The organism is Pedococcus cremeus (genome assembly GCF_900111375.1).
GTDB classification, from domain to species: domain Bacteria; phylum Actinomycetota; class Actinomycetes; order Actinomycetales; family Dermatophilaceae; genus Pedococcus_A; species Pedococcus_A cremeus.
The window spans coordinates 54,874-73,400 of the sequence record NZ_FOHB01000005.1; the positions used below are offsets into that span (position 1 = coordinate 54,874).

13 protein-coding genes are annotated in these 18,527 nt (G+C 70.6%); 3 read left to right on the top strand and 10 right to left on the bottom strand.

What is annotated here, in order from left to right; genetic code table 11:
* Positions 1-50: 50 nt before the first annotated feature.
* The 6 genes from BMW78_RS11035 to topA form a co-directional block, all read right to left on the bottom strand.
* Positions 51-1,289, bottom strand: a complete 1,239-nt coding sequence (locus BMW78_RS11035) for an ABC transporter substrate-binding protein (protein ID WP_091759336.1) — start codon at positions 1,287-1,289, stop codon at positions 51-53.
* 99 nt (positions 1,290-1,388) lie between these two features.
* A complete protein-coding gene (locus BMW78_RS11040; RefSeq protein WP_218144325.1) occupies positions 1,389-2,135 on the bottom strand; it encodes an ABC transporter ATP-binding protein in 747 nt (248 codons plus the stop codon).
* Entirely contained in the window at positions 2,128-2,904 is a 777-nt protein-coding gene (locus BMW78_RS11045; protein WP_245735794.1) for an ABC transporter ATP-binding protein, read from the bottom strand. Before BMW78_RS11045 ends, BMW78_RS11040 begins: the two co-directional genes overlap by 8 nt.
* A gap of 186 nt (positions 2,905-3,090) precedes the next feature.
* Positions 3,091-5,343 (bottom strand): FG-GAP-like repeat-containing protein, encoded by a 2,253-nt coding sequence (locus BMW78_RS11050; protein ID WP_091759342.1) that lies wholly within the window; start codon positions 5,341-5,343, stop codon positions 3,091-3,093.
* 97 nt (positions 5,344-5,440) lie between these two features.
* Positions 5,441-6,853 carry a serine hydrolase domain-containing protein gene (locus tag BMW78_RS11055; RefSeq protein WP_245735795.1) on the bottom strand — a complete coding sequence of 471 codons (1,413 nt, stop codon included), beginning with the start codon at positions 6,851-6,853 and terminating at the stop codon, positions 5,441-5,443.
* On the bottom strand, positions 6,850-9,624 hold the full coding sequence (gene topA / locus BMW78_RS11060; protein ID WP_091759345.1) for a type I DNA topoisomerase: 2,775 nt from the start codon (positions 9,622-9,624) through the stop codon (positions 6,850-6,852). The genes BMW78_RS11055 and topA overlap by 4 nt, the downstream gene beginning before the upstream one ends.
* Before the next feature lie 269 nt (positions 9,625-9,893).
* On the opposite strand from topA, the gene BMW78_RS11065 reads away from it, so the two are divergent.
* The 3 genes from BMW78_RS11065 (at position 9,894) to BMW78_RS11075 (ending at position 12,354) form a co-directional block, all read left to right on the top strand.
* A complete protein-coding gene (locus BMW78_RS11065) occupies positions 9,894-10,691 on the top strand; it encodes a dioxygenase family protein (RefSeq protein ID WP_091759347.1) in 798 nt (265 codons plus the stop codon).
* Between the two features lie 82 nt (positions 10,692-10,773).
* The gene (locus tag BMW78_RS11070) at positions 10,774-11,262 is read left to right on the top strand and encodes a hypothetical protein (RefSeq protein ID WP_143056225.1); all 489 of its coding nucleotides are present in this window, start codon (positions 10,774-10,776) and stop codon (positions 11,260-11,262) included.
* A 57-nt stretch (positions 11,263-11,319) separates the two neighbouring features.
* Positions 11,320-12,354, top strand: a complete 1,035-nt coding sequence (locus BMW78_RS11075) for an NHL repeat-containing protein (RefSeq protein ID WP_091759351.1) — start codon at positions 11,320-11,322, stop codon at positions 12,352-12,354.
* Between the two features lie 61 nt (positions 12,355-12,415).
* Here the strand turns inward: BMW78_RS11075 and BMW78_RS11080 are convergent, their stop codons facing one another.
* From BMW78_RS11080 to BMW78_RS11095, 4 genes are all read right to left on the bottom strand, one after another.
* A complete protein-coding gene (locus BMW78_RS11080; RefSeq protein WP_091759353.1) occupies positions 12,416-13,930 on the bottom strand; it encodes a fatty acyl-CoA synthetase in 1,515 nt (504 codons plus the stop codon).
* 119 nt (positions 13,931-14,049) lie between these two features.
* Positions 14,050-16,107 (bottom strand): ABC transporter ATP-binding protein, encoded by a 2,058-nt coding sequence (locus BMW78_RS11085; RefSeq protein WP_091759355.1) that lies wholly within the window; start codon positions 16,105-16,107, stop codon positions 14,050-14,052.
* A complete protein-coding gene (locus BMW78_RS11090) occupies positions 16,104-17,843 on the bottom strand; it encodes an ABC transporter ATP-binding protein (RefSeq protein ID WP_091759358.1) in 1,740 nt (579 codons plus the stop codon). Before BMW78_RS11090 ends, BMW78_RS11085 begins: the two co-directional genes overlap by 4 nt.
* Positions 17,840-18,442, bottom strand: a complete 603-nt coding sequence (locus BMW78_RS11095; RefSeq protein ID WP_177180356.1) for a TetR/AcrR family transcriptional regulator — start codon at positions 18,440-18,442, stop codon at positions 17,840-17,842. The genes BMW78_RS11090 and BMW78_RS11095 overlap by 4 nt, the downstream gene beginning before the upstream one ends.
* Positions 18,443-18,527 lie beyond the last annotated feature (85 nt).

An 18,527-nucleotide genomic window follows, 5' to 3' on the forward strand; every position in this document is an offset into this window, starting at 1 on the left:
CGGGCGGCATACCCATCGCTGTGGAAAGGCTTGTCCCGGAAGGGGACTCGTCACATCTTGCAGGCGCCGCTCGGCGGTGCGTAGGCGGTCGCCGCGGGGATCGTCTTGACGATCTCCTCGAGGTCCCAGTCCTCCTTGACCTGGTCCTTGCTCTTGACCTTGGCCAGGTAGACGTCGTGGGTGACGTTGTGGTCGGCCGCGCGCACCTCACCGTTGCGCAGGAAGACGTCGTTGATCTTCTTGCCCTCGAGCTGCTTGACGACGTCGTCCGCCTTGTCGGTGCCGGCGGCCTGGACGGCCTCGAGGTAGTTCAGGGCCGCCGAGTAGTTGCCGGCGTGCGCGAAGGAGGGACGGACGTTGGTCTTCGCCTTGAAGCGGTCGGCCCAGGCGCGGTTCTGGTCGTCGAAGTTCCAGTACCACGCGTCGGTGAACTGGGTGCCCTGGAACTGGTCGACGCCGAGGTTGTGGATGTCGGTGATGAACATCAGGCCGACGGCGAGCTTGGTCTTGCCCTGCAGGCCGGCCTGGTTGAACTGCTTGACGAAGTTCACCAGGTCACCGCCGGCGGCCATGGTGCCGATGACGTCGGGCTTGGACGACTGCGCCTTGGTGATGAACGTCGCGAAGTTGTCATTGGGGAACGGCGTCGCGATCGACTGCTGGACCTTGCCGCCGCCCTTCTCGATCGCAGCGGTGAACGACTTGTTCATGTCCTGGCCGAAGGCGTAGTCGGGGTAGACGATCGACCAGTTCTTGCCACCCTGGTCGACGACGGCCGAGGCCGTGCCCGCGGCGAGCATGGCGGTGTCGTAGGCCCAGTGGAAGGTGTACTTGTTGCACGACGCCCCGGTCAGCGCGGTGCTGCCGGCGCCGATGTTGATGTAGAGCTTCTTCTTCGCCTTGGCCTGGTTGGCGACCGCCAGGGCAGCCGACGAGGTCGGGACGTCGAGGATGATGTCCGCCTTGTCGCGGTCGTACATCTCCTGGGCCTTGGTGTTGGCGATGTCGGGCTTGTTCTGGTGGTCGGCCTGCACGATCTCGATGTCCTTGGCGACCGCCTTGTCGCCGTACTTCTTCTTGTAGTCGTCGATCGCCATCTGGATGGCGACCTTGCTGTTCGGCCCGGAGAGGTCCTTGTAGACGCCGGACTGGTCGTTCAGCAGGCCGAGGACGACCTTGCCGTCACTGATCTTGCCGCCGGCCGAGGCCGGTCCTCCGCCACCGCAGGCAGCGAGGAGCAGGCTCCCGGTGACGGCGGTGGCGGCCACCGCGATGGACTTGGTGCGCATGTCCCCTCCTGGGGTGTGGTGGTGCTGGCTGGTTGAGAAGTGGTGACTTGTGAGACGTGGTGGTGCCGGGGCAGCCGTCCGGTGGGTGTGCCGGGGTGGCTACATGCCGAGGTACTCGAGCAGCTCGGTGGTGCGGGACTGGAAGGCGTCGTTGTCGAGCGACTCGACGACCCTTCCCTGCGCGAGCAGGTAGTGGCGGTCGGCGACGGTGGACGCGAACTTCACGTTCTGCTCCACGAGGAGGACCGCCACGCCCTGGGCCTTGATCTGGCGGATGATCTCGCCGATCCGCTGCACGATGACCGGCGCGAGGCCCTCGCTCGGCTCGTCGAGGAGCAGCAGGCGCGAACCCATCCGCAGCACCCGGGCCATCGCCAGCATCTGCTGCTCGCCTCCGGAGAGCTTGGTGCCCGGGAAGTCGCGGCGCTCGTGCAGCACGGGGAACTGCTCGTAGACCTGCTCGAGGGTCCACGCGTCCTTGTTGACCACGGGCGGCAGCGTGAGGTTCTCGGCGACGCTGAGGCTGGCGTAGATGCCCCGGTCGTCGGGGACCCAGCCGATGCCGGCCTTGGCCCGCGCGTCGGGCGAGGCCTTGCCGAGCTCGCGGCCGCCCCAGCTGATGGTGCCCTCGACGTGCCGGTGCAGCCCCATGATCGAGCGCAGCAGCGTGGTCTTGCCCGCGCCGTTGCGGCCCACGAGGGTGACCACCTCGCCGGGTTGCACGGCGAGGGAGACGTCGGTGAGCACCCGCGCCTCGCCGTACCAGGCGGACAGGGACTCGACGGCGAGCACGTCGCCGGAGGCCCGCTCGGTGGCCGTGGGCTGTGCGGTGGCGCGCTCAGACATGCGCGTCACCCGCTTGGCCGAGGTATGCCGTGATGACCCGCTCGTCGTTGCGCACCTGCTCGTACGTTCCCTCCGCGAGGACCTGCCCGGACTGCAGCACCGTGACGGTGTCGGCCAGCGACCCGACGACGTGCATGTTGTGGTCGACGAAGACGACGGTGCGGCCCGCCGCAACCTTCTTCACCAGCGCGATGGTGCGGTCGACGTCCTCCAGGCCCATGCCTGCCGTCGGCTCGTCGAGGAGCAGCAGCCGGGGGTCGAGCGCCAGGGCGAGGGCGAGCTCGAGGGCGCGCTTCTGGCCGTAGGCGAGCGAGCCGGCGGCCTGTCCCGCGCGGTCGCCCAGGCCCACCTCGTCGAGCAGCTCCATGGCGCGGTCGCGGAAGCGGCGCAGCTGGGCGTTGGAGCGCCAGAACCGGTAGCCCATGCCCGTCGGTGAGGCCAGGGCGAGCTCGAGGTGGTCGACCAGGCTCATCTGGTCGAACAGGCTGGTGATCTGGAACGAGCGGGCGATCCCGAGGTGGGCGATCTGCTCCGGCTGCTTGCCGGTGATGTCGTCGCCGCCGAAGAGGATCTGGCCCGAGCTGGGGGCGAGGAAGCCGGTCAGCAGGTTGAACAGCGTGGTCTTGCCGGCGCCGTTGGGGCCGACGAGCGCGTGGATGGTGCCCTCGGCGACGCGCAGGCTCACCTCGGACACTGCCCGGAAACCGCGGAACTCCTTGGTGAGGGACCGTGTCTCGAGCAGCGGAGCGGCAGTGGCCTCAGCAGGCACCGGCACCTCCTCGTGCAGGGCAGGGCCGGCGGGGTGCCGGCTCAGGTTCTGCTGAACACTAGGGGCGCGTTCACCGCGGAGACATGTCGGGGTCGTCCACATACCTGTGACGAGACATGTGCCACCACCACATGCCGGGGCACCGCCGCAGAAGAACCCCCTCCGGTATTCCTCAGAAGAAATTCCTCAGAAGAAGTTGTGCCAGCCGTGGCCGATCTTCGTGTGGGTCGGGAAGCCGCCCCTGCCGTTGCCCTTGTAGACGTAGAGGTCGCCCGACATGGTGACCGCCCCGAGGTCGGCCCGCCCGTCACCGGTGAGGTCACGACCGGAGAAGACCGCCCCGAAGGCGCCCCAGCCCGGCCCGACCACCCGGGATGCCCCGAACCCGCCCCTGCCGTTGCCGGGGTAGATCCGGAGCCTGCCGGCCGCGTCGACCGCCAGCAGGTCGGCCCTGCGGTCGCCGGTCACGTCGGTCGCGGCGAACACCGTCTGCATCGTGTCCCAGCCTGAGCCCACCCGCGTGGCGCTGGCGAACTTCGCGTTCCCGCGACCGCGGTAGAGGTAGAGGCCACCCGACGGGTTGACGGCGACGATGTCGGCGACCTTGTCCCCCGTGAAGTCGGCACTCGCATCGATGAACCGCATGCCGCCCCACCCGGTGCCGACGAGGCCGGAACCGATGCCATGGCCACTGCGGTCGACCGCCGCCATCTCGAGGTCACCCCAGGCCGCGAGGACCAGGTGGCTGCTGTAGATGTCGTTCCCCTCAGCCGGATGGGGCCGGTAACCCGTCCAGTCAGCGACGTTGTTGGCCGTGCCCAAGCCCGGTTTGCCCGTGCCGCGGTAGAGCCTGACCACAGCGTCGGCCGGCGGCTGCACCATGGCGAAGACGTCGTTGCGCCGATCCCCGTTGACGTCGCCGGCGGCCCAGATGTTCCCCGACAGCAGCGGAGTGGCGGAGACGGTGCTCGTCGGGCCGGGACCGACACTGCTCTGGGGCGTGATCGTGAAGGTGTACTTCCTGGCGTTGGTGAGCCCGGTGACGACTGTCTCCTGGTAGTCCCTGCCGTTGGAGGCGACCGTGAGGACCCGACCGCCGGGGTTGACGGTGACCCGGAAACCCGTCAGCTGGCTGCCCTGACCCGCCGGCACCGACCACCGCAGACCAGCCGCCCGCGGTCGGGAACGCGCCACAGCCGAGAGAGCCGAGGGCGTGACCCGGACGTCGAGGGTCGAGAGGTCGAGCGTGTGCCGCCCCGTGGACTCGTAGGGTCGCCTCAGCAGCGTGCCGTCCCGCTGGTAGGTCGCCTGGTTGCCCTTGCTGTCCATCAGCTCGACGGAGGCGAGCTGCACGTCGCCGACCACATCGGCCGGCAGGGTGTCGGTGAAGGAACCGGTGGCCGGAACCTTGGTCGCGCACAGGGAGAACGCTGGGATGTCCGTGCCGCGCCTGACGTAGCGGAGCACTATCTGGCTGAGCGGCAGGGTGTCCTCATTGAACGCGTAGGAGACCGTGACCCGCCCACTCGCCCGCGACGTTCGACGGTCGACCGAGATCGCCGTGAGGACGGGCGACCGGTCGTCGTAGGTGGAGCCGGTCACCGAGAACCCAACCGATGAGAAGCCGATGGTGTGGGTGCCGGACTCGGTCGTCGCGTCGTAGGGAAGGTTGGTCATGCGACCGTCGGCATACCACGTCGTGGTGTTCCCGAGGACGTCACGCAGACGCACCATCGAGAGGAGGTGGCGGTCGTTGTAGACGGCAGAGGAGAGAGGGCGGGTGAACCTGACGGCCGCCAGCTCGCTCGTCGTGGTCGAGGACATCGTGAAGCTGCTGGGCTTCGTGGCGCCGGTGAAGGTGAAGCTCGCTTCCACGACGGGGTGCGCGTCGTCCGCCGTCCACGCAACGGTCACAGGCTGCCCCGGCTTGACGTCGGGGGTGGTGACCGAGACACCTGTCAGCGTGGGCCCGGTGACGTCCTCCTCACCTGAGACCGTCACGTCCTTGCCGGGGAGGTCGAAGGTGTGGAGAGCGCCGCGGCTGGTCGTCCCGTCCCGGTCGTAGCGAATGGCGGCAGTCCCGTCGGTGGACATGACCGTGACCGACATGAGCTGGTAGGTGCCGTTGCGAGCCCCGTCGGGCACCGACCAGGTGAGGGTGCCACCCAGGGGCGCGTCATCCACCCGCATCACAACGTTTCCCCGGACCCCGGCCGGGGAGGCGTACCAGGCACTGATGTAGCCGAGCGTCGGCGTGTCCGCAGCCACCGAGTACCGCAGCTCGACCGAACCCGGGGAGGTGACCGACGTGGTCGACACCGAGAGTGCGGTCAGCACCGGTGGGTCGGTGACCGCCACGGCGACGGAGGCCGTTCCCATGGTCGCGACCAGTGCGGCCACGACGGCCAGGACGAGGCGGCGGACACGCGCAGGCGCCATGAGTTCCCCCCAGAAGATGTGACGTCTGGCGGAAGCCTAGAGACGAACGGGCCGTTTCGGGGCCAAACGGGCGCAGCCGGCCGAGTCCGCCCGGGTGTCAGTGCCAGCGGTCGGGGTGCACGTCCCCGGGGATGTCGGCCGCCGGGTCGTAGGGCGTGCGCGTGAAGCGGAACGAGCCGAGGTCGAGGTGGCTGACCCGGCCGGCGTCGTCGCGCACCACCGTCAGCAGCTCCCCCTCGAAGTAGCCGTCGAGGCCGACCCAGCCGCCCTCGACCGGCCGGAACCGAGAGCCGCGCTGCACGCCGGGGGCACCGAGCACCAGCTGCCCGTCGCGCCCGAGCGACAGCGTGTAGCCGGAGGTGCCCCAGTACCACTCGCCGACCAGCTCGAGCGAGGCCGCCTGCTCGGCGTCGGCCGACCACGGAGGCGGTGCGACCGGCTCACGCTCGCGCAGGGTGCCGAGCAGGTCCTCGGCCAGCGAGGGCCGCAGGCCCGAGGTGGCGTTGGCGAACACCACGCAGCCGTCACCGGTCTCCAGGTCGACCCGCAGGCCGGCGAGGAACCCGGGCATGGAGCCGCCGTGGCCGCCGTAGCGGGTGCCCTCGACGTTCCACAGCTGCCAGCCGAGCCCGTGCGCCCCGACCCACCCGGTGCCGGGCACGTCGTTGACCGCGATGGGCTGGCACATCTCGGCCAGGGTCTCCTTGGACAGCAGGCCGCCCGTCTCGCCGGCGAGGAAGGCAGCCCATCGCGAGAGGTCCTCGATTGTCGACCAGAACTGGCCTGCCGGGGCCATGGCTCCGGCGTCGTGCTCCGGCTCGACGTGCAGCACGTCGGCCAGCGGGTGCACGCCCCAGCCGCGAGCCGCCGGCTCTTCGGGGCGAGTCGTGGTGCGGGTCATCCCCAACGGCAGGAGCAGGCCCTCGCGCACCGCGTGGTGCCACGGCACCTCCCGCAGCCGAGCCACGAGCTCGCCGAGCACGGCATACCCGACGTTGGAGTAGTGGAAGCGAGCCCCGGGGCGGAACAACAGCTTCGGCCGCGAGGCCACCAGGTCGTCCCACGAGCCGCCCGCGACCCGTTCCCACCACGGCCCGGCGGTCTCCGCCTGCAGCCCGGAGGTGTGCGACAGGAGCTGGGCGACGGTGACCGCGCCGTGCGGCGCATCGGGGAGGTGCGCCGAGACCGGGTCGTTCAGGTCGAGGCGGCCCTCGTCGCGCAGCCGCAGCACCTCGACCGCCACGAAGGTCTTGGTGATCGAGCCGATCCGGTACTGCGTGCGGGGCGTCGCCAGCTCGCCGTCGGACCGTCCGTCGACGGTGCCGACCGCATCTGACCAGACCAATGCACCGTCGCGGACCAGCCCGGCCGCCACGGAGGGCAGCCGGCGCTCGGCCTGCTCCACGGCGAGCCGCTGCGACAACGCCCGAGCGGTGGTCGCCTCGATGCCTCCCGCCGTCGCGGCTGCGGCCGTCGTGGCCCCCGGCTCGGCGCCCCCCGACACGGTCACGCCTTCTTCGTCGCGCTCTTGGCCGTCGCCTTCTTGGCGGTGGACTTCTTCGCCGTCGTCTTCTTCGTGGTCGTCTTCTTGGTGGCGCGCTTGCGCGTGGTCGGACCCTTGGCGCGCTTCTCGGCGAGCAGCTCGGCGCCGCGCTCGGGAGTGAGCGACTCGGGCTCGTCGTCCTTGCGCAGCGTGGCGTTGGTCTCGCCGTCGGTCACGTAGGGACCGAACCGGCCGTCCTTGACCACCATCGGCTTACCGGACACGGGGTCGTTGCCGAGCTCCTTGAGCGGGGCGGTGCTCGCACCGCGGCCACGCGCCTTGGGCTGCGCGTAGATGGCCAGCGCCTCCTCGAGCGTGATGTCGAAGAGCTGCTGCTCGCTCGTCAGCGACCGCGAGTCGGTGCCCTTCTTCAGGTAGGGCCCGTAGCGCCCGTTCTGCGCGGTGATCTCGACCTGCGTGCCGTCCTCCTCGGTCGCCACACCGACGACGCGCGGCAGCGACAGCAGCTTCAGCGCGGTGTCGAGGTCGAGGCTCGCGAGGTCCATGTCCTTGAAGAGCGACGCGGTGCGCGGCTTGACCTTGGCCTTGCCCCGCGACTTCGTCGCGCCGGAGGTCTCCGCGGTCTCGTCGGTGAGGACCTCGGTCACGTACGGCCCGTAGCGGCCGGCCTTGGCGACGATGTCGCGACCGGTCTCGGGGTCCTGGCCGAGCACCCGGCCGTCGTCGGACGACTGCTCGAGCAGCTCGCGCGCCTTCTGCGGGGTCATCTCGTCGGGCGCGACGTCGTCGGTGATGGTGGCGCGCCGCGGCTGGCCGCTCGCGCCCTCGGCGACCTCGCCGGTGGTGAGGTCGACGCCCTCGGGCGCCGCCTCCTCCACGTACGGGCCGTACCGCCCGACCCGCACGACGATGCCGTCGCCGATCGGGATGGTGGAGATCTCGCGGGCGTCGATCTCGCCGAGGTCCTCGACGAGACGGCGCAGGCCGTCCTGGGTCTTGCCCTCGTCGCCGAAGTAGAACCGGGCGAGCCACCGGGCCCGCTCCTCGTCACCGTTGGCGATGCGGTCGAGGTCCTCCTCCATGGAGGCGGTGAAGTCGTAGTCGACCAGCGAGCCGAAGTGCTCCTCGAGCAGACGCGTCACCGCGAACGCCAGCCAGGTCGGGATCAGGGCGGAGCCGCGGGTGTTGACGTAGCCGCGGTCCTGGATGGTGCCCATGATCGACGCGTACGTCGACGGACGGCCGATCCCCTTCTCCTCCATGGCCTTCACCAGGGTCGCCTCGGTGTAGCGCGGGGGCGGGCTGGTCTCGTGCCCGTCGGCCTCGGCGCGGATCACCGTGATCGCGACACCCTCGCTGAGCTTGGGCAGGCGCCGCTCCTCGTCGGTGGCCGAGCTCCCGCGGCCACCGTCGTCGTCGCGCCCCTCCTCGTATGCCGCGAGGAAGCCGCGGAAAGTGATGACCGTGCCGCTGGCGGAGAACTCGACCGTGCGGCCGTCCGCGAGCGTGGCCCCCAGCTTCACCGTGGCGGTCGAGCCGCGGGCGTCTGCCATCTGGGAGGCGATCGTGCGCTTCCAGATCAGCTCGTAGAGGGCGAACTCGTCGCCGCGCAGCTCGCCGGCCACCTGGGCGGGCGTGCGGAAGCGGTCACCCGCCGGGCGGATCGCCTCGTGCGCCTCCTGGGCGTTCTTGACCTTCTTCTCGTACAGGCGCGGCGACTGCGGCACGTACTCGGCGCCGTAGAGGTCGCGAGCCTGCTGGCGGGCGGCGGACAGGGCCGCCTCGGACAGCGTGGTGCTGTCCGTACGCATGTAGGTGATGTAGCCGTTCTCGTAGAGGCGCTGGGCCACGCGCATCGCGTTCTTCGACGACAGCCGCAGCTTGCGCGACGCCTCCTGCTGGAGGGTGCTGGTCGTGAAGGGCGCGGACGGCCGGCGGGTGTAGGGCTTCTCCTGCACCGCCGTGACCGAGACGCTCGCGGACTGCACGGCCTCGGCGATGGTGCGGGCGGCAGCCTCGTCGAGGTGCGTGACGCTTCGGGACTTCAGGGTGCCGTCGTCGGCGAAGTCGCGGCCGGTGGCGACGCGGGCGCCGTCGACCATGGTCAGGCGCGCGGTGAACTGGCTCTTCTGGTCGCCGGGCGTGAAGTCGCCCTCGACGTCCCAGTAGGAGGCACGGACGAACGCCATGCGCTCGCGCTCACGCTCGACCACCAGGCGGGTCGCCACGGACTGCACACGGCCCGCGGACAGGCCGGCCTTGACCTTGCGCCACAGCACGGGTGAGACCTCGTAGCCGTAGAGGCGGTCGAGGATGCGCCGGGTCTCCTGGGCGTCGACGAGCCGGGTGTCGAGGTCGCGGGTGCTGTTGACGGCGCGCTGGATCGCCTCGCGGGTGATCTCGTGGAACACCATGCGCTTGACCGGCACCTTGGGCTTGAGCACCTCGAGCAGGTGCCAGGCGATGGCCTCGCCCTCGCGGTCCTCATCGGTGGCGAGGTAGAGCTCGTCGGCGTTCTTGAGGAGGCGCTTGAGATCCGCCACCTTCTTCTTCTTGTCCGCGTCGACGACGTAGTACGCCTCGAACCCCTGGTCCACGTCGACGCCGAACCGCCCGAACGGGCCCTTCTTCACGTCGGCCGGCATCTCCGAGGGGGTCGGGATGTCGCGGATGTGGCCGACCGACGCCTCGACGTCGTAGTCCTTGCCCAGGTAGCCACCGATGGTCTTGGCCTTGGCCGGCGACTCGACGATGACGAGCTTGCGCCCCGTGCTCACGTGTTCACACCTCAGTCCTGCCGGCACGTGCAGCGGATTCGTCGCTGCGCGGACGTGCTCGACGTGAGGCACGGTAGCCGGTCGGCCCCACCGCGCGTCCACCCGGTGGCCGGGAATGGGACGCCGGCCACAGCCGGGACACCCGTATGCCGCCGCAAGGCCAGCCCCGAGGCGCCACCGAGGCGCCACCGAGGCGCGGACTGCCGCGAGCCCGCGGCATACTGGTCTGGTAGTTGAATGTTAAACTTGTTTAGGCGTACACTGCTGCCATGACCGAGACCGCCGTCCGCCAGCCCGTGCTCTACCTGAGCCACGGTGCCCCGCCGCTCGCCGACGACCCCGTGTGGACGCGGCAGCTCGCCGACTGGTCGACGCGCTTCGGGAAGCCGACCAACATCCTCATGGTCTCCGCCCACTGGGAGGAGGCCCCGCTGGCGCTGAGCTCCACCTCCGGGCGGACGCCGCTGGTCTACGACTTCTGGGGCTTCCCGCAGAAGTACTACGAGGTCACCTACGACGCCCCCGGCGCACCCGAGCTCGCCGACTCGGTCACCCGCCTGGTGCACACGAGCGACAACCCGGTGCACCGCGACGAGAGCCGCGGTCTCGACCACGGCGCGTACGTGCCGCTCGTGGAGATGTACCCCGAGGCCGACGTGCCGGTGCTCCAGATGTCGATGCCCACGCTCGACCCGCAGCACCTCTTCGCGCTCGGCCGCAGGCTCGCGCCGCTGCGCGACGAGGGCACGCTGATCGTGGGCTCCGGCTTCACGACGCACAACCTGCGCTGGTTCAACCCCGCCGCCGGCCCCAACGGACCTGTGCCACAGGCCTCCTCGGAGTTCGACCACTGGGCCGCCGAGGCGCTCGAGCGCCACGACGTCGACGCCGTGCTCGACTTCCTGCACAAGGCGCCGGCGGCCCACGCCGCGCACCCCCGCACGGAGCACTGGGCCCCGCTGTACGTCGCACTCGGCGCGGCCTACGAGTCGGGCTCGCTCGACAACGAGAGCGTCATCGACGGCTTCTGGTTCGGCCTGAGCAAGAGGTCGTGGCAGTTCGCCTGACCCGGCAGGTCGACCCGGAGTAGCGTTCGCGCCGACCGCCCGGGCGCAGCCGCGGCGGTGACCACTGCTCGGGGGGCGTGACGTGGTTGCAGGCAGGCGACGCGCGGTGGCGCTGGTCGGTGTCGTCGTGCCGTGCCTCGGCATGCTGCCCCTCGTGACCGCCTGCGGCGCGGGAGCCCGAGACGAGCCATCTGGCGGCCCTCGCGCGGCGAGCGGCATCTCCCGCAAGGAGTACTGCGCGATGGGCCGCCCCGTCATCACCCGGATCAGCGCCGAGCAGGAGCAGGCCACGGTCGTCGTGCGCTGGCGAGAGGTGTTCGAGTCGTTGGACGAGCGGGTCTTCCGCGTCTACCGGCGCAGCGGCCCCGACGCCCCGTGGGCCCGGGTCGCGGAGGTCACGCTGCCACCCGGCAACGGCGGCTCCTGGCGTGACCCGGCCCCCCTGACCGTCGGCACCGCCCAGTACGGCATGACCCAGGTCACCACCACGTGCGGGGAGGGCCGGCTGTGTACCAGCACGGCACCCGGCGCGCAGTGCAGCCTGGCAACGGTGGCGCGGCGCGAGCAGTGAAGCGTCCAGTCATGGGTGGGGGTTCCGCTACGCCCGGGTAGGTGCACACCATGGTTGATGGCTGACACCACCACCTCCTTCGGACGACGCGTGTTCCTCCGCTCGGCCACGGCCGCAGCCACCATCGCCACCATCGAGCTCACCGGCGCGGGCACCGCCACCGCGCACGACCGGCACGGGCACGGTGACGACCACCACCGGCACGACCACCGGGGGCGCGCGCCGCACACCGTCGCGCTTCCTGACGGCCTGCAGCCGGAGGGCATCACCTCCGGCCCCGGAACCCGCTACTACGTCGGCTCGCTCGCCGACGGGCGGATCATCACCGGAGACCTGCTCGCCGCCACCTCCTCGGTGCTCCTCGCCGGCACGACCGGGCGCTCGCTGCGCGGGCTGAAGTGGGACCCGCGCACCAACCTCGTGTGGGCCGTCGGCAGCCTCGGCACGACAGGCAAGGTGTATGCCGTCAACGGCCGCACCGGTGCGGTCGTCGCCGACGTCACCGTGCCGGGCGCGAAGTTCCTCAACGACCTGGTCGTGACGAGCCGGGCGGTGTGGGTCACCGACTCCTACGTCGACCGGCTCACCCGCGTCCCCCTCCACCACGGCGGGGCACCCAGCGGTGTGGCACCGGCATACCTGCCGCTGCGCGGGGCCTGGCCAGCCGGAAACGGGAAAGACTTCTGGGCCAACGGGATCCGGCAGCTGCCGGACGGCAGGCTGGTGCTCAACAACAGCACCGCCGGCGGCCTGTGGCAGGTCGACCGCGCCACGGGCGTCGCCCGCTCCATCCCCGTCAGCGGCGGCCCCGCGATCACCTCCGGCGACGGCCTCGAGCTCCGCGGCGACGTGCTCTACAACGTGCGGGGCACGGGGGGCAACGACGTCGCGGTGCTGCGGCTGCACCGGCGGCACGACGGTTGGGAGGCGCGCTGGCGGGACGACCTCACCGACCCGACCCTCGACACGCCCTCGACGGCGACCCTGGCCGGCGGCTGGCTCTGGGCCGTCAACGCACGGTTCGGTGTGGCCTCGCCGACGACCGCCCACTACTGGATCACCCGGCTCCCGGCCCAGCACCACTGGCGGTGAGCTGGGCGCCCTGCTCGACGCCGCAACGGGTCGCGCCTGGCGCCTCAGCGGCCCTGGGGCGTCAGGCGCGCAGCTCTCGCTTGAGGATCTTGCCGGAGGCGTTGCGGGGCAGCGCCTCGACGAAGGTGATCCGCTTCGGGATCTTGAAGGGCGCCACCCGGCCCCGCAGGTGCTGGGTCAGCTCGTCCGCCGTGACCTCCGCCTTGCGCACGACGAACGCCGCGACGGCCTCGACCCACTTCTCGTCCGGCACCCCGACCACAGCGACCTCGGCGACGGCCGGGTGCGTGTAGAGGGCGTCCTCGACCTCTCGGGACGCGACGAGCACGCCGCCCGTGTTGATGACGTCCTTGATCCGGTCGACGACGAAGACATACCCCTCCTCGTCCACCCGCACGAGGTCGCCCGAGTGGAACCAGCCGTCCCGGAACGCCTCCTCGGTGGCGACCGGGTCGTCCCAGTAGCCGTCGCACAGCTGCGGCGACCGGTAGACGATCTCCCCGCTCTCCCCCGGCATGACGTCGTGGCCGTCCGCGTCGACGACGCGCGCCTCGACGAAGAGGACCGGACGCCCGGCGGAGTCAGGGCGGTCGGCGTGCTCCTCCGGTCGCAGGACGGTCGTGAGCGGCGCGACCTCGGACTGCCCGAAGCAGTTGTAGAACCCCAGGGCGGGCGCCTTGCGCTGCAGCCGCTCGAGGATCGGGCCGGGCATGATGGACGCGCCGTAGTACGCCCTCTGGAGGCCGTCGAGGTCGCGTGACGCGAAGTCGGCGTGGTTGGCCATGGCCACCCAGAGCGTGGGCGCGGCGAAGAAGGCTCTGTGCCCGTCCTGCTCGATACGGCGGAGGATCTCGCCTGCGTCGGGCACCTCGAGGACGGTGTTCGTCGCGCCGATGGCCAGCCACGGCATGAGGAAGACGTGCATCTGCGCCGAGTGGTAGAGCGGCATGACGTGCAGGGGGTTGTCGTCCGCCTTCAGGTCGAGCGCGACGAGGCACGAGAGGTACTCGTGGACGAGGGCCTTGTGGCTCATCATCGCGGCCTTGGGCCGCGAGGTCGTCCCGGAGGTGTAGAGGAACTGCGCGAGGTCGGTGTCGGCGACCTCCGCCTCGACCTGGGGCACCTCTCCGCTGCTGACCCTGGCGAGGAGGGAGTCAGCGGCGTCGCGCAGCGGGATCCGGTGCTCGACGCCACGCGCCCCCTCACCGTCGACGTCGTCCAGCGCCGCCGCGAGGGCCGGGTCGACGAGGACGGCCCGTGAGCCCGACTGGCCGAGGAGGTAGGAGAGCTCACTACCCGTGAGGTTGTAGTTGAGGGGCACGTGGACGAGACCCGCACGCGCACACGCGATGAACCCGATGAGGTAGGCGTCGGAGTTCTTGCCGAAGGCCGCGACGCGGTCCCCCTTCTCGAGCCCCAGGCCGAGCAGGTACGACGCAGCCCGGCTCACGGCGGCGTCGAGGGCGGCATACGTCCACTCCCTGCCGTCGAACCGCAGCGCCACCCGCTCCGAGAAGGCTCGGGCGCTACGGCGGAGGATGCCGTCGACGGTGCTGCTGCGCGTGATGACGGACATGCGCACACCCTAGGCAGGAACACGATGACCGGTATGCCGTTTGCCTGGTTGGGCGCCGACGTCCGGTGTGCCGCGGGCACCGTGTGCCGGCACGGCGCAGCGACACACCGGACGTCAGGTCAGGTCCGCGCTCCTGCCCCGGCCGGCTCGGACTGTGCGCCGGGCCCGTCGGCGGCCGGCGCCTCGCCGGTGTCGACGTCCACGGCCGCGCCGCTGAACTGAGCGGCATACAGGCGGGCGTAGGCGCCGTGGCGCTCGAGCAGGTCGGCGTGCGAGCCCTTTTCGACGATCCGGCCGTTCTCCATCACGAGGATCAGGTCGGCGTCGCGGATGGTGGACAGCCGGTGCGCGATGACGAAGCTGGTGCGGTCGCTGCGCAGCGCGGCCATCGCCTGCTGCACCAGTCGCTCGGTGCGGGTGTCGACCGAGCTGGTCGCCTCGTCGAGGATGAGCAGCGCCGGGTCGGAGAGGAACGCCCGCGCGATGGTGACGAGCTGCTTCTCGCCGGCGCTGATGTTGCCGCCCTCGGCGTCGAGCACGGTGTCGTAGCCGTCGGGCAGGGCGTGGACGAAGCGGTCGACGTAGGTGGCACGCGCCGCGGCCATGACCTCCTCGTCGGTGGCACCGGGCTTGCCGTAGGCGATGTTGTCCCTGATCGTCCCGCCGAAGAGCCAGGCGTCCTGGAGCACCATGCCGACCTGTGACCGCAGGCTGTGCCGGGTCAGGTCGGTGATGTCGACCCCGTCGAGGGTGATGCGGCCGGCGTCGAGCTCGTAGAACCGCATGATGAGGTTCACCAGCGTCGTCTTGCCGGCGCCGGTCGGGCCCACGATGGCCACGGTCTGCCCGGGCTCGACCACGAGGTCGAGGTCCTCGATGAGCGGGGTGTCCGGCCGGTAGGAGAAGGAGACGTCCTCGAACTCCACCCGGCCGTGGGTGGCTTCGAGCGTGTGCGCCGTCGCCGGCTCGGGACGCTGCTCCGGCGCGTCGAGGACCTCGAAAACCCTCTCGGCAGAGGCGACACCGGACTGCATGAGGTTGGCCATGGAGGCCACCTGCGTCAGCGGCTGGGTGAACTGCCGGGAGTACTGGATGAACGCCTGCACATCACCAAGGCTCATGGTGCCGTTGGCCACCCGCAGCCCGCCCACGACGGCGATGGCGACGTAGTTGAGGTTCCCGATGAACATCATCGTCGGCATGATGATGCCGCTGATGAACTGCGCACCGAACCCGGCGGCATACAGGTCGTCGTTCCTCGCGGCGAACGCCGCCTCGGTGTCGTGCTGGCGACCGAACACCTTGACCAGGCCGTGGCCGGTGAAGGTCTCCTCGACCACGGCGTTGAGCTCACCGGTGCTCTTCCACTGCTGGACGAAGTGGCGCTGCGAGCGCTTGCCGATCATGGTGGTCACGACGATCGACAGCGGGATCGTCACCAGCGCGATGAGGGCCAGCAGCGGCGAGATGACGAACATCATCGTCACCATCGCCACCACGGTGAGCAGCGACGTGAGCAGCTGGCTCAGGGTCTGCTGCAGGCTCTGGGCCACGTTGTCGATGTCGTTGGTCACCCGGCTCAGCAGCTCGCCGCGGGGCTGTGCGTCGAAGTAGGGCAGCGGCAGACGCGACAGCTTGTCCTCGACGTCGCGCCGGAGGCCGAAGATGGTGCGGTTGACCGCGCCGGTGAGGACCCAGCCCTGCGCCCAGGAGAGCACCGAGGCGACCACGTAGATCGCCAGCACGCTCAGGAGCACCCGGCCGACCGCACCGAAGTCGATGCCCTGACCGGGCACCACGTTGAGCGCGGACAGCATGTCGGCGAGGGTGTTGTCACCGCGGGCCCGCAGCCCCTGCACGATCTGCTCCTTGGGCACGCCGGCGGGCAGCCGGCTGCCGACGACGCCGGAGAAGATCAGGTCGGTGGCGTGGCCGAGCACCTTCGGGCCGATCGCGGTCAGCGTCACGCTGACGAGGGCGAAGCCCAGCACCGCGAGCAGGGCTGCCCGCTCGGGCCGCAGCAGGCCCAGCAGCCGCTTGGCCGACGGCCAGAAGTTCTGGGACTTCTCGACGGGCACGCCCATCGCCATGTGGGGACCGCCTCGCCGGGCACCACCAGCCGGGCCACGGCGTGCCTCTGCCGCGCGCTCCTCCTCGGTCTTGACTCCTTCGCTCATGCCGCCACCTCCTCTGCGCTGCGCTGGGACTCGACGATCTCGACGTAGGTGGGACAGGTCTCGAGCAGCTCCTCATGACGACCGGACCCGACCACTCGGCCACCGTCGAGGACGACGATGTGGTCGGCGTCGACGATGGTCGACACGCGCTGCGCCACCACGATGACGGCGGCGTCCCTCGTCACCGGCCGCAGGGCCGCGCGCAGCCGGGCGTCGGTCGCCACGTCCACGGCGGAGAACGCGTCGTCGAAGAGGTAGACGTCGGGCTTGGCCACGATGGCCCGCGCGATGGCGAGCCGTTGCCGCTGGCCGCCGGAGACGTTCGTGCCGCCCTGCGCGATGGGTGCGTCGAGGCCACCTGGCATGGCTCGCACGAAGTCGTCCGCCTGTGCGACCCGCAGCGCCTCCCAGAGCTCGTCGTCGGTGGCGTCGGTGTCGCCGTAGCGCAGGTTGCTCGCCACCGTGCCGGTGAAGAGGTAGGGCCGTTGCGGCACCAGGCCGATCCGGGACCAGACGTCCTCGAGGGACGCGTCGCGCACGTCGACGCCGGCCAGCAGGAGCGCTCCCCCGGTGACGTCGTAGAGACGTGGCACGAGGGAGACCAGGGTCGACTTGCCCGAGCCGGTGCTGCCGATGATGGCCGTGGTGTGCCCCGGCTCGGCCGTCATCGAGACCCCGTGCAGGACGGGGGCGTCGGCGCCGGGGTAGGTGAACTCGACGTCGCGCAGCTCGACCGTGGTGCGACCGGTGGGCAGCGGCACCGGGTGCTCCCGCTCGGTGACCGACGACGTCGTGCCGAGCACGTCGCCGATCCGCCCGGCCGACACCGTGGCCCGCGGCAGCATCATCGACATGAAGGTCGCCATCATCACCGACATGAGGATCTGCATCAGGTAGGACATGAAGGCGGTGAGCTCGCCGATCTGCATCTCCCCCGAGGCCACGCGGTGCGAGCCGAACCACAGCACGGCCACCGTCGAGGCGTTGAAGACCAGCATGACCAGCGGGAAGGCGAGCGCCATCAGCCGACCGACGGCGAGCGCCGTCCCGGTGTACTGGGTGTTGGCCTCGGCGAAGCGCTGGCGCTCGTGGTCCTCGCGGACGAAGGCGCGGACCACCCGGATGCCGGTGATCTGCTCGCGCAGGATCCGGTTGACCCAGTCGACCGACTCCTGCATGAGGCGGAACTGCGGGATCATCCGGCGGATGATGAGGCCGACGCCCAGGGCCAACAGGGGCACGGCGACGGCCACGAGCCACGAAAGGCCCACGTCCTCACGGAGGGCCATGATGACTCCGCCGACCATCATGATCGGCGCCGACACCATGAAGGCGAGGGCCATGAACACGGCCTGCTGCACCTGGGTGACGTCGTTGGTGTTCCGCGAGATCAGGGTGGGCGCACCGAACCGGGACACCTCCTGGGCGGAGAACTCCGTGACCCGGGTGAAGAGCGAGCCACGCAGGTCGCGACCCAGGCTTGCCGCGGACCGGGCGCCGAGGTAGGTCGCCCCGATGGTGGCGGTGATCTGCACCAGCGAGACGGCGAGCATCCAGGAGCCGGTCTGCAGGATGTAGGCCGTGTCCCCCTTCGCCACCCCGTTGTCGATGATCTGGCCGTTCAGGCTGGGCAGGTACAACGACGCCATGGTGCCGACGAGCTGCAGCACCACCAGGACGGCGACGAGGTTGCGGTAGGGACGCAGGTGCTCCCTGACCAGGCGTACGAGAGTCACGGTCGTCCTTCCCCCTCTTCCAGGACCCCGTGGAGCACGAGGTCGACGATCTCCTCGGCCGATGACCGGCCCCCGCCGAGCATCGGGTGGGCATTCGAGAGCGTGAGCAGCCGCAGGTAGCCCACGACCTGCTCCGGGCTGACCCGCAGCCGGGCCGCGTCCTCCTCGCCGATGACGGCGACGAGGTCGGCGTCGAGCTCGTCCTGCACGGCGCGGTGCTGCTCGGGCCGGGCGTCGGGGTGCGGGCCGAACCGCTTCCCGGCGGCGTGCAGCGTCGTCATGAGCGCGAACATGTTCCGCAGGTGCGCCTGCACCACCTCGACGGCGTCGACGAGGCGGCGGTCGAGCGGCTGGTCGCGGTCGATGGCCTGCAGCTCGCGGCGCAGCGCGGTGGTGTCGAAGACGCTCTCGACGCAGGAGCGGATGAGGTCGTCCTTGCTGTCGAAGACGCGGAAGATGGTGCCCTCGGCCACTCCGGCGGCCCTGGCGATCTCGCGGGTGCTGACGGCCGGCCCCTGGGACCGGAGCAGGGGGACGGTGCTGGCGACGAGGGCCGCACGCCGCTCGTCGGCGCTCATGGACGGGGCGCGTGGACTCACGCTTGTAGAGTAAGTGAGTGAGCACTCACTCACAACGGGGTTTCTGACCTGCGGGTATGCCGCGCGGCAGGCGGAGCGCGCTCGC